Origin of the sequence: Saccharomonospora sp. NB11 (assembly GCF_015910535.1) — a bacterium.
In the GTDB taxonomy this organism is placed as follows: Bacteria; Actinomycetota; Actinomycetes; order Mycobacteriales; family Pseudonocardiaceae; genus Saccharomonospora.
Window position 1 is genome coordinate 15,678 of sequence record NZ_JACBJG010000014.1, and the last position, 12,471, is coordinate 28,148.

General features: G+C 70.2%; 7 protein-coding genes and 1 riboswitch. Of the genes, 4 read left to right on the top strand and 3 right to left on the bottom strand.

The window, feature by feature from the left end; translation table 11 throughout:
- Window positions 1-9 precede the first annotated feature (9 nt).
- Genes JAV51_RS18355 through JAV51_RS18365 form a run of 3 tightly spaced genes read right to left on the bottom strand, consistent with a single transcriptional unit; the run spans window position 10 to window position 2,782 of the window.
- Complete coding sequence (locus JAV51_RS18355; protein ID WP_197321986.1) at window positions 10-786, bottom strand: ABC transporter ATP-binding protein; 777 nt, start codon at window positions 784-786, stop codon at window positions 10-12.
- Complete coding sequence (locus tag JAV51_RS18360) at window positions 783-1,844, bottom strand: iron ABC transporter permease (protein WP_197321987.1); 1,062 nt, start codon at window positions 1,842-1,844, stop codon at window positions 783-785. The genes JAV51_RS18355 and JAV51_RS18360 overlap by 4 nt, the downstream gene beginning before the upstream one ends.
- Before the next feature lie 2 nt (window positions 1,845-1,846).
- A complete protein-coding gene (locus JAV51_RS18365; protein ID WP_197321988.1) occupies window positions 1,847-2,782 on the bottom strand; it encodes an ABC transporter substrate-binding protein in 936 nt (311 codons plus the stop codon).
- 81 nt (window positions 2,783-2,863) lie between these two features.
- A riboswitch (cobalamin riboswitch) is annotated at window positions 2,864-3,030 on the bottom strand.
- A 249-nt stretch (window positions 3,031-3,279) separates the two neighbouring features.
- On the opposite strand from JAV51_RS18365, the gene gltB reads away from it, so the two are divergent.
- From gltB to JAV51_RS18385, 4 genes are all read left to right on the top strand, one after another.
- Complete coding sequence (gltB, locus tag JAV51_RS18370) at window positions 3,280-7,869, top strand: glutamate synthase large subunit (RefSeq protein WP_197321989.1); 4,590 nt, start codon at window positions 3,280-3,282, stop codon at window positions 7,867-7,869.
- 370 nt (window positions 7,870-8,239) lie between these two features.
- Window positions 8,240-9,745 (top strand): glutamate synthase subunit beta, encoded by a 1,506-nt coding sequence (locus JAV51_RS18375; RefSeq protein WP_197321990.1) that lies wholly within the window; start codon window positions 8,240-8,242, stop codon window positions 9,743-9,745.
- A 156-nt stretch (window positions 9,746-9,901) separates the two neighbouring features.
- Complete coding sequence (locus JAV51_RS18380; protein WP_197322069.1) at window positions 9,902-10,915, top strand: serine protease; 1,014 nt, start codon at window positions 9,902-9,904, stop codon at window positions 10,913-10,915.
- Window positions 10,916-11,023: 108 nt separating this feature from the next.
- The gene (locus JAV51_RS18385; RefSeq protein ID WP_197321991.1) at window positions 11,024-12,427 is read left to right on the top strand and encodes a class II 3-deoxy-7-phosphoheptulonate synthase; all 1,404 of its coding nucleotides are present in this window, start codon (window positions 11,024-11,026) and stop codon (window positions 12,425-12,427) included.
- The last annotated feature ends 44 nt before the right edge of the window (window positions 12,428-12,471 follow it).

Below are 12,471 nucleotides of genomic sequence, written 5' to 3' on the forward strand. Positions count from 1 at the left end.
GGGCCTGCGTCAGCCCGGCCGGACGGGAGCCACCACCGGGTGCCCCGTCGTCGTGGTGAGCACCTCGGCCTCGGCCGCGTAGTGCTGCCGCAGCCGGGCGGCCGTGAGGACGTCCCGGCCCGGGCCCGCCGTGACCACGTTCCCACCGTCGAGGAGCAGCAGCGTGTCCGCGTACTGGGCGGCGAAGGTCAGGTCGTGCAGCGTGGTGACCACGGTGATGCCGTCTTCCGTGCGCAGCGCGTCGAGCCGTTCCAGCAACGCCTGGGCGTGGCCGATGTCCAGTCCCGTGGTGGGTTCGTCGAGCAGCAGCACCTGGGCCCGCTGAGCCAGCACCCGCGCCAGCACGGCGCGCTGGCGTTCGCCGCCGGAGAGCGTGTCGAGCTCACGACCGGCGAGGTCGCCCAGGTCGAGTCGATCGAGAGTCTCGCGCACGAGGGAGAGGTCCGACGCCGACTCCCTGGCGAGCGGACCCAGGTGAGGCGTGCGACCCAGCAGGACGTAGTCGGTCACCGTCAGCCGCTCCGGCAGCACGGGACTCTGCGCTGCGTAGCCGACGAGGGCGGCTCGCTGTCGGCGCGACAGACTGGTGGTCGGTGAGCCGTTCACGGTGATTCGCCCCGTGTGGCGGACGAGCCCGGCGATGGCCTTGAGCAGCGTCGACTTGCCTGCCCCGTTGGGGCCGACGATGGCGAGCCAACCGCCTTGGGCGAGCTCGGCCGACACGTTCCGGACCACGGGTGCGCCGTGGTAGCTCACGCTCACGTCGTCGAGGTGGAGTGCGCTCACGTGGCCCGTCCCTTCGACGTCCGGAGTACGAGGGCGAAGAACGGGGCGCCCGCGAACGCGGTCACCACCCCCAGCGGCAGCTCACCGGGCATGGCGGTGCGGGCGACGTAGTCGGCGACGATGAGGAACCCGGCGCCGCCGACGAGCGACAGGGGGACGATGACGCGGTAGCTGGCTCCGACGAGCAGGCGGACGACGTGGGGCACGACGATGCCGACGAAGCCGATCAGTCCGCTCACCGCCACGGCGGCGGCCGTGGCCAGCGACGCCGCGCCGAGTAGCACCAACCGCAGCAGGCCGGGCCGCACGCCGAGGGACGCGGCTTCGGCGTCACCGAGGGCGAGAACGTCCAGCAGCCGTGCGCTCCCGCAGAGCACCACCGCGGCGGCAGCCACGTACGGCAGGGCCAGCCACACGTCGCGCCAGCCGCTCACGTTGAGTCCCCCGAGCGTCCACGTGTACACCTGCTTGAGCGTGTCGGTGTTCAGTTGCTGCACGAAGGTTTGCACGGCGGTCAGGAACGCCGTCACCGCGACTCCCGCGAGCAGCAGGGTGGCCGTTCCCGAACCGCCCGCCGAGCGACCCAACATCCAGCTCAGGCCCACTCCGCCGAGGGCGCCCGCGAAGGCGGCGAGCGGGACCGGGCCGACGAACCAGGTGGTGACCGCGGGAGCCAGCACCATCACCAGCGTGGCCGCCATCCCCGCCCCGGCCGCGGCCCCCAGCAGGTACGGGTCGGCCAGCGGGTTGCGGAACACGCCCTGGAAGGTCGCGCCCGCTCCGGCGAGTGCGGCACCCACGATGCCCGCGAGCAGTACCCGCGGCACGCGCAGTTCCCAGACGATCGCCGCCTCGCGCTCCGACAGCGGCGACAGCGTCCCCGTGAGCTGGGCCCAGATCTCCGCGAGCACACGGTGCCAGCCCAGGTCACCGGAACCGGCCACGATCGCCGCCACGCAGATCACGAGCAGCCCGGCGAGGGCGAGCAGCAGGGTGCCCGGTCGCAGCCGCGTCCGGTGTTCGCGGCGTCGTGTGCGGTGTCCCGACCGTTTCAGCACGGTCAGGCAGCCGCTCGCGTGACGCCGTCGGCGACGGTGCGGACGAAGTCGACCAGCCTCGGCGTCCAGCGGGACGCGGCGTCCTCCTCCAGCTCGACCACCGTGTCCTGCTTGACCGCGGTGAGCGTGTCCCACCCGGGACGCTCCGCCACGGCCTCGGCGGTCTGGGCGCAGCACTGCGTGTCGGCGAGGAAGATCAGGTCGGGGTCCTCCGACAGCACGGTCTCCGCGGAGAGCTGCGGGTAGCCGGCGTGAGCCGTGGGATCGCCCTGGTCGGCGATGTTCTCCAACCCGAACAGCCCGTACACCTGCCCGATGAACGTCGCCGAGGTCACGGTGTAGTAGCTCGGGTCGAGTTCGTGGTAGTAGGTCAGGCCCTCGCCCGCGTCACCGACGTCGGCGACCAGCTTGTCGATCTCCGCTTCGGTCCGGCGGGCCAGGTCGGCCCCCTCCTGCTCGTGTCCGGTGGCCTTGCCGATCAACTCGAACTGGTCGTACATGGCGTCGAGCGAGCCCGGGGCCGTCAGCACCAGCGTGGGCGTGCCGACCTTGTCGAGCGCGTCGGCGAGCTTGCCGTCGGTGTCGGACTCCACGACGACGAGGTCGGGGTCATGGCTCGCGATCTTCTGCGGGTCCGGGTTCAGCCCGGACAACTCCGTGCGAGGGGCGTCCTCGGGGATGGTGGACATCTCGTCGACGGCCACGACCTGGTCGCCCGCGCCGACGGCGTAGAGCATCTCGGTGGCCGACGGGGACAGCGAGACGATCCGCTCGGGCCGTTGCTCCAGAGTGACGGCGGGGGCTCCTTCGGGGCGCACCTCGACCGGGAAGGCACTGTCGGTCGCCGAGGTGTTCCCCGACGTGTCCTCCTGGCGTTCGGCACACGCCGTGAGGGACAACACCAACAGCAGGGGGACGAGCAACCGTCTGACGGGCATCTGGACCTCGACTTCTCGGCCGGCGCGTCGGCCGCGCCGAGACCGGAGGTCGCGGACGCCGCACCTCTGCGCCGGAGGCGGTGGTGGCGTCACGTGAACGGCAGGCGACCTGGCTCGGTCCGCCGACGACGGGAAGTCGTCCCGGGGACCATCACAGTTGCGGCACAGCGCCGGATTCGCACCGGACTTCGCTGCAGCTCACGTCGACGTGACACTACCAGAGCGCAACCGGCGCGTAGACTGGGTGAGCGACTCGACCACGACCGGTCGAGTCGAACGCGCCTGGTCCCGGCGTCGCCCGGGACAGCAGACATCGCAGACCGCACACAGCAGTTCACGTCGATGTGACACGCTGCCGGATCGTTACCTCCGGCAGCGGGAAATGGGCTGGTCGGAGCATGTTCGCAACGTTTCCCGAATGTTAAGGTCGCGCTCATCCGCGGGCCATGGTCGTCCCGTGCCGGCACGAGTGCAGCACGACGACGCAGGAGGTCCCCTTGATCTTCTCCGCGACCCCCGAGAGCCAGGGCCTCTATCGACCCGAGTCGGAGAGGGACGCCTGTGGCGTGGCGATGGTCGCCCACGTCCGGGGTGTTCGGTCCCACGACATCGTGAGCGACGGTCTCACCGCGCTCACCAATCTCGATCACCGCGGAGCCGCGGGTGCGGAGCCCACCAGCGGTGACGGCGCGGGAATTTTGGTGCAACTGCCGGACTCGCTCATCCGGGCCACGGTCGACTTCCCGCTGCCCGAGCCGACCGACGACGGTGACCACCGTTACGCGGCGGGGCTGGCGTTCCTGCCGACCGAGGAGGACGTACGGGCCCGCGCTGTCGAGCTGATCGAGCGCATCGCCCGCGAGGAGAACCTGACCGTTCTCGGCTGGCGCGCCGTACCCACGGACCCGGACGCGGCCGACGTCGGGCCGACGGCACGGTCGGTGATGCCGCACGTGGCCATGCTCGTCGTGGCCGAGGCGGCCGACGCCGCCGAGGACGGCGGACGGGCCGGTCTCGACCTCGACCGGCTCGCGTTCTGCCTGCGCAAGCGGGCCGAGCACGAGAGCGTCGCCGCAGGTTGCGGGGTGTACTTCCCGTCGTTGTCGTCCCGGACGCTCGTCTACAAGGGGATGCTCACCCCGGTCCAGTTGCCGTTGTTCTTCCCCGACCTCCGCGACGAGCGGCTCACGAGTGCCATCGCTCTGGTGCACAGCCGGTTCTCGACCAACACGTTCCCCTCGTGGCCACTGGCCCACCCGTTCCGGTTCGTCGCCCACAACGGGGAGATCAACACAATCCGGGGCAACCGCAACCGGATGCGCTCGCGGGAGGCGTTGCTGGCCTCCGACCTGATCCCTGGTGATTTGAGTCGCCTGTACCCCGTGTGTTCACCGGACGGCTCCGACTCGGCGTCGTTCGACGAGGTGCTCGAACTGCTGCACCTCGGGGGCCGAAGCCTGCCGCACGCCGTGTTGATGATGATCCCCGAGGCGTGGGAGAACCACACGACGATGGACCCGGCCCGGCGGGCGTTCTACCAGTTCCACGCGAGTCTCATGGAGCCGTGGGACGGGCCCGCGTGCGTGACGTTCACCGACGGGTCCCTGGTCGGGGCGGTGCTCGACCGCAACGGGCTGCGGCCGGCGCGGTGGTGGCGTACTGCCGACGACCGTGTCGTCTTCGCCAGCGAGAGTGGCGTGCTCGACGTGCCTCCGGACCGGGTTGTGGCGAAGGGCCGACTCAAGCCGGGACGCATGTTCTGTGTGGACACCGTCGCGGGCCGCGTCGTCGAGGACGACGAGATCAAGGCGGAGCTGGCCGCGCAGGCTCCCTATGCCGAGTGGCTGGCCGCGGGGCTGCTGCCGGTGGACAGCCTGCCCGAGCGGGAGCCGGTCACCCAAAGCCACGCCTCGGTGCGGCGCAGGCAGCTCGTCTTCGGCTACACCGAGGAAGAGCTGAAGATCCTCCTGGCCCCGATGGCTCTCAAGGGGGCCGAACCCGTCGGGTCGATGGGGTCGGACACGCCTCCGTCGGTGCTGTCGAAGCGGTCGAGGCTGCTCTACGACTACTTCAAGCAGGGATTCGCGCAGGTCACCAACCCGCCGCTCGACACCATCCGCGAGGAACTGGTCACGTCGATGAGCCGGGTGATGGGGCCGGAGGAGAACCTGCTCGCGCCGGGGCCGGCGTCGTGTCGGCAGCTCCAGCTCGACTCGCCCGTCATCGACAACGAGCAGCTCGCCAAGCTCGTCCACGTCGCCGACGACGGCGAGCACTCCGACTTCGCGTGTGCCGTCCTCTCCGGACTGTTCGAGGTGGATGGTGGTGGACAGGCGCTCGCCGAGGCGATCACGCGGGTGCGGCAGGAGGCGTCGGAGGCCATCGCCGCGGGGGCGCGCACCCTCGTGCTCTCCGACCGCGACTCCGACCACAGGATGGCTCCCATCCCGTCGTTGCTGCTGGTCTCCGCGGTTCACCACCACCTCGTACGGACCAAGGAACGGCTGCGGGTGGCGCTCGTGGTGGAGACGGGTGACGCGCGCGAGGTCCATCACGTGGCGCTGCTGCTCGGGTACGGCGCGGCGGCCGTGAACCCGTACCTGGCGTTCGAGTCGATCGAGAACCTGCTGGCGCGCGGCGACCTCGACGGGATCGAGCCTCGCGCCGCCGTGCGCAACTACGTCACGGCGCTCGGCAAGGGCGTCCTGAAGATCATGTCCAAGATGGGCATCTCGACCGTCGGTGCCTACACCGGCGCGCAGGTGTTCGAAGCCCTCGGCCTCTCGCAGGACGTCCTCGACGAGTACTTCACCGGCACCGTCTCCACGCTGGACGGCGTGGGACTCGACGTGCTCGCCGAGGAAGTGGCGGTGCGGCACCGACGCGCCTATCCGGACAACCCCGCCGAGCACGCCCACCGGGGCTTGGAGAGCGGTGGCCACTACGCCTACCGGCGGGACGGGGAACTGCACCTGTTCACCCCGGAGACCGTGTTCCTGCTGCAACACGCGACGAAGTCGCGTCGCGAGGAGGTGTACCGCCGCTACGTCGACGAGGTGAACCGGCTCAATCGGGAGGGCGGTGTGCTGCGCGGGCTGTTCTCCCTGCGGGAGGGCGTTCGCGAACCCGTGCCGATTGAGGAGGTCGAGTCGGTGGAGTCGATCTGCCGCCGCTTCAACACCGGCGGCATGTCGTACGGCTCGTTGTCCAGCGAGGCACACGAGACGCTCGCGATCGCGATGAACACGATCGGGGGCCGCTCCAACTCGGGCGAGGGCGGTGAGGACGCGGATCGGCTGCACGACCCGTTGCGGCGCAGCGCGGTGAAGCAGGTCGCGAGCGGGCGGTTCGGGGTCACGAGCGAGTACCTGGTCAGCGCCGACGACATCCAGATCAAGATGGCGCAGGGTGCCAAGCCCGGCGAGGGCGGACAACTGCCGCCGAACAAGGTGTACCCGTGGATCGCGAAGACCCGGCACTCCACACCCGGGGTGGGCCTGATCTCGCCGCCTCCGCACCACGACATCTACTCGATCGAGGACCTCGCCCAGCTCATCCACGACCTCAAGAACGCCAACGAGCACGCCCGGATCAACGTCAAGCTCGTGAGTTCCTTCGGGGTGGGCACCGTGGCCGCGGGGGTCTCGAAGGCCCACGCCGACGTGGTGCTGATCTCCGGCCACGACGGTGGCACGGGGGCCGCACCCATGAACTCGTTGAAGCACGCGGGGACACCGTGGGAGATCGGGCTCGCCGAGACGCAGCAGACGTTGCTGTTGAACGGATTGCGTGACCGCATCACGGTGCAGGTCGACGGCGGCTTGAAGACCGGTCGGGACGTCGTCGTGGCGGCGTTGCTCGGCGCCGAGGAGTACGGCTTCGCGACGGCCCCGCTGGTGGTCGCGGGCTGCGTCATGATGCGGGTGTGTCACCTGGACACCTGTCCCGTCGGGGTCGCGACGCAGAACCCCGCGCTGCGCGAGCGGTACACCGGACAGGCCGAGCACGTGGTGAACTACTTCCGGTTCGTGGCGCAGGAGGTGCGGGAGTACCTGGCGCGACTGGGTTTCCGGTCGCTGGACGAGATGATCGGGCACGCCGACCTGCTTGACGTCGACGAGGCGGTGCAGCACTGGAAGGCCGCAGGACTCGATCTGTCGCCGATCTTCGAGGTCCCGGCCGACCCCGTCGCGGGCCCCCAGCACGGCGGTGCGCGACGCAAGGTCCGCGATCAGGACCATGGGTTGGACCAGGCGTTGGACCGCACACTCGTGCAGCTCGCCGAGGCGGCGCTGCAGGACGCGCGTCCGGTGCGCCTCGACCTGCCGGTGCGCAACGTCAACCGCACCGTCGGCACGATGCTCGGGTCCGAGGTCACCCGCCGCTACGGCAGCGCGGGACTGCCCGACGACACCATCCACGTGCGACTCACCGGGTCGGCAGGGCAGTCGCTCGGCGCCTTCCTGCCGCCGGGGGTGACGCTGGACCTCGTGGGCGACGCCAACGACTACGTCGGCAAGGGGCTCTCGGGCGGGCGCATCGTGGTGCGGCCCCACCCGGACGCCTCGTACGCCGCGCAGGACCAGGTGATCGCGGGCAACACGATCGCCTACGGGGCCACGTCGGGTGAGCTGTTCCTGCGCGGGCAGGTCGGGGAACGTTTCGGGGTGCGCAACTCGGGCGCCCTGTTGGTCGCCGAGGGCGTGGGTGACCACGCGTTCGAGTACATGACCGGGGGCCGCGCCGTGGTGCTGGGCGGCACCGGCCGCAACGTCGCCGCGGGCATGTCGGGCGGCATCGCGTACGTGCTCCGGCTGCACGAGGCCGACCTCAACCGCGCGATGGTGGAGGTCGAGCCCCTGGACGGCGACGACGCGGCCTGGCTACGGGACGTCGTGGAGAGGCACCACCGCCTGACGGGTTCGACGGTCGCGGCGTGGTTGCTCGACGACTGGGAGCGCCGGGCGGAGGCGTTCACGAAGGTGATGCCGAAGGACTACCGCCGTGTGCTGGAGGCCGCGGAGCGGGCGAAGGCGCAGGGGCGAGATGTGGACGAAGTGGTCATGGAGGAGGCGTCGCGTGGCTGAGACTTGTGGTGCAGCTGGGCGCGCCGACCGGGTGCGGGTGTCCCGCAAGGTACAGAGGAGGCGTCGCGTGGCTGACAATCGTTGGGCGGCTTCGCGCGCCGACCGGGTGCGGGTGTTCCCGCATGACACAGAGGAGGCGTCGCGTGGCTGAGACTTGTGGTGCAGCTGGGCGCGCCGACCGGGTGCGGGTGTCCCGCATGACACGGAGGAGGCGTCGCGTGGCTGACAATCGTTGGGCGGCTTCGCGCGCCGACCGGGTGCGGGTGTTCCCGCATGACACAGAGGAGGCGTCGCGTGGCTGAGACTTGTGGTGCAGCTGGGCGCGCCGACCGGGTGCGGGTGTTCCCGCATGACACAGAGGAGGCGTCGCGTGGCTGACCCCAAGGGCTTTCTGCGGTACAGCCGCGTCGAGCGGCCCAAGCGTCCGCGTGAGGAACGGATCGGCGACTGGCACGAGGTGTACGCCGACACCGATCCGGTGGAACGGGACCGTGCCGTGTCGACTCAGGCGACGCGGTGCATGGACTGTGGTGTCCCGTTCTGCCACTCGGGCAGCGCCGGCTGTCCGTTGGGCAACCTGATTCCGGAGTGGAACGACCTGGTGCGGCGGGGAGAGTGGTTCCGGGCGTCGGAGCGCCTGCACGCCACCAACAACTTCCCGGAGTTCACGGGGAAGTTGTGTCCCGCGCCGTGTGAGGCGGCGTGTGTGCTGGCGATCTCCCCGGACTCGGGTGGTGCTGTCACCATCAAGCGGGTCGAGGAGGCCATCGCCGCACATGCGTGGGAGGCCGGGCACGTCCCCGTGGCCCAGGCCGTGTCCTCGACGGGGCACACGGTGGCCGTGGTGGGCTCCGGTCCCGCCGGACTGGCGGCGGCGCAGCAGCTCACGCGCGCCGGGCACGAGGTGACCGTCTTCGAGCGGGACGACCGGCTCGGCGGACTTCTCCGGTACGGCATTCCCGAGTTCAAGATGGAGAAGCACGTGCTCGACCGCAGGCTCGCGCAGTTGCGGGAGGAGGGCACCACGTTCGTCACGGGATGCGAGGTCGGGGTGGACGTCACCGTGGACGAGCTGAAGGAGCGGTTCGACGCGGTGGTGCTCGCGGTCGGCGTGTTGCGGGGGCGTGACGACACGGCCACGCCGGGACGTCACCTGGACGGCATCCACCTCGCGATGGAGCACCTCGTGGCCGCCAACCGGGAGTGCGAGGGTGACGGGCCGGCGGAGGTGCACGCGCGGGACAAGCACGTCGTCGTCATCGGGGGCGGGGACACGGGTGCCGACTGCTACGGCACGGCGATCCGCCAGGGCGCGCTGTCGGTGACCCAGCTCGACCGGTATCCGCAGCCACCGTCCACACGGGACGACGAGGTCTCGCCGTGGCCGGTGTGGCCGTACGTGTTGCGGACGTATCCCGCGCACGAGGAGGCCGGACAACGTCGTTTCGCCGTGGCCGTGCAGCGGTTCGTCGGCGACGACGACGGTCATGTCCGCGAGATCGAGCTGCGGGAGGTGGAGGTGCGCAAGGACCCGGAGACGGGTCGGCGCGAGGTGGTCCCCACCAGCGACGAGGTCGAGCGGCTGCCCGCCGACCTCGTGTTGCTCGCGATCGGCTTCGAGGGTGTGGAGCCGATGCCGCTGCTGGACGGGCTCGGGTTGTCGTTGACGGGGCGGGGCACGGTCTCGTGCGGTGCGGACTGGCAGACGCAGGCACCGGGGGTGTTCGTCTGCGGTGACGCCCATCGCGGCGCGTCGCTGGTGGTCTGGGCCATCGCCGAAGGCCGCTCGGCCGCCAGGGCGGTGGACGAGTACCTGACGGGGTCGTCCGAGTTGCCCGCACCGGTGCATCCCACGGCGTTGCCGTTGGCGGTCTGACGGAGGTCTTCGCTACTCCACTCGCGGGAGTCGTGAGTGGAGCGATCGGCTCGTTCACCCTGGTCGTCCCTCGCTCGGCGGTACCGCGACCGGGCGAGTTCTCGGATCGTTGCCACCACTCGGTTGGCTACTCACCAACAGTGTGGAGGCATCGTGATGAAGCGAGGGATGTCGCGGACGGTCACTCTGCTCGCGGCCGGAGTGATGGCGACAGCACTGGCGACTCCCGCATTCGCGGAAGTCCAACGGGAGAGCATGGCCCCCGACGACGTCGCCGTCAACGAGATGGCCACGACGGCCGACGAGGTCGTCGCGTACTGGACGCCCGAGCGGATGCGCGAGGCCGTCCCGATGGATCTTCTGCTCGCCGACGCGGCCGACGTGGCCGCCGGGGCGACGGCGGACGTGTCGCCGGAGGCCGTGGCGGAACGAGTGGCGGAGGTTGCTCGTGGTGAGGCGCGCACGGTGCCCGGTGTCGCCCCGACGGCGTTCCCGAACGCCGGGGGGCCGTGGGACGGCGGTGGCGAGGTCGTCCAGACGGCGGGCCGCGTGTTCTTCAACTTCGACGGCAACGCCTCCTCCTGCAGCGGCAACGCGGTGACGAGCGGCAACAAGAGCGTCGTCATCACGGCCGGGCACTGCGTGAAGTACCAGGGGAGCTGGCACACCGACTGGATCTTCGTCCCCGCGTACGACGACGGGAACGCCCCGTACGGGGAGTGGCCTGCTCGGTTGACGCTCACCACGCCGCAGTGGGAGCAGAGCGAGGACATGAACTACGACGTCGGCGCCGCCGTCGTCGAGCAGGTCGGCGGGCAGTACCTCACCGACGTCGTGGGCGCGCAGGGCATCGCGTTCAACCAGGGCCGCAACCTCGACATGTACACGTTCGGCTACCCCGCCGCCTCGCCGTACGACGGTACCGAACTGATCTATTGCAGCGGTCCGACGATCACCGACTTCCTGCTCACCGGTGACCACGGCATGAACTGCGACATGACGGGCGGGTCGAGTGGCGGACCGTGGTTCCTCGACTTCGACGAGTCGACCGGTACGGGCGTGCAGGCATCGGTGAACAGCTTCGGCTACACCTTCCTGCCCGGCTACATGTTCGGCCCCTACTTCGGTTCCGAGGCCGAGGCGCTCTACGAGGCCGCCCAGACGTCCTGATCCGAACCGACTCGCCGGTACGGTCCGTGCGCGTGTGGACACCCACAGTGGACTCCGGTCGTGGATTTCTCACACCGCCCACGGGCCGTCCGGCGGTCGTCGGTTCGTATGCTGGTCGTCGTGAACTGGACTGTTGACGTCCCCATCGACGCCCTGCCCTCGTTGCCTCCGCTGCCCGACGAGCTGCGTAAACGCCTGGACGACGCACTGTCGCGTCCGGCGGCGCAGCAACCCGAGTGGCCTGACGCCGACGTGGTTCCCCGGGTCAGGGCGGTCCTGGAGAGCGTGCCCCCGATCACTGTCCCGGCCGAGGTGGACCGCCTCCGGGAACGCCTCGCCATGGTGGCCCGTGGTGAGGGCTTCCTGCTCCAGGGCGGCGACTGCGCCGAGACGTTCGAGTCCAACACCGAGCCGCACATCCGGGCCAACCTGCGGACGCTGCTGCAGATGGCCGTCGTGCTCACCTACGGCGCGAGCCTGCCGGTGGTGAAGGTGGGTCGGATCGCGGGCCAGTATGCGAAGCCTCGGTCCAACAACACCGACGCGCTGGGCCTGCCGGTCTACCGGGGTGACATCGTCAACTCGCTCGCACCCGACCCCGAACTGCGCATCCCCGACCCGGGCCGGATGATCCGCGCCTACGCCAACGCGGGCGCCGCGATGAACCTCGTGCGGGCGCTGACCGGCGCGGGCATGGCGGACCTCGCGCAGGTGCACGCCTGGAACAAGGACTTCGTGCGCACCTCCCCGGCGGGGGAGCGGTACGAGGCGTTGGCCGCCGAGATCGACCGGGGCCTGCGGTTCATGGCCGCGTGCGGGGTCACCGACCAGTCGTTGCACTCCACCGAGATCTTCGCGAGTCACGAGGCGCTGCTGCTGGACTACGAGCGGTCGATGCTGCGGCTCGACGACCCGAACGCGGACGAGCCGTCGCTGTACAACCTGTCGTCGCACTTCCTGTGGATCGGTGAGCGGACCCGCCAGCTCGACGGTGCCCACATCGCGTTCGCAGAGCTGCTGGCGAACCCCATCGGCGTCAAGATCGGGCCGACGACCACGCCGGAACAGGCCGTCGAGTACGTCGAGCGTCTCGACCCGCGCAACGAGCCGGGCAGGCTCACGTTGATCGCGCGCATGGGCAACGGCAAGGTGCGCGAGGTGCTGCCCGCCATCGTGGAGAAGGTCGAGAGCACCGGTCACAAGGTGATCTGGCAGTGCGACCCGATGCACGGCAACACGCACGAGTCGTCCAACGGCTACAAGACCCGGCACTTCGACCGCATCGTCGACGAGGTGCAGGGCTTCTTCGAGGTGCACCGGCGGCTCGGCACCTACCCGGGCGGCATCCACGTCGAGCTGACGGGTGAGGACGTCACCGAGTGCCTGGGCGGTGCTCAGGACATCTCCGACCTCGATCTGTCGGGTCGGTACGAGACGGCCTGCGACCCGAGGCTCAACACACAGCAGTCGCTGGAACTGGCGTTCCTGGTCGCGGAGATGCTGCGGGCCTGAGCGGGGCAGTCATCGGAAACGACGGCGGTCGGCGGTGAGCCGGC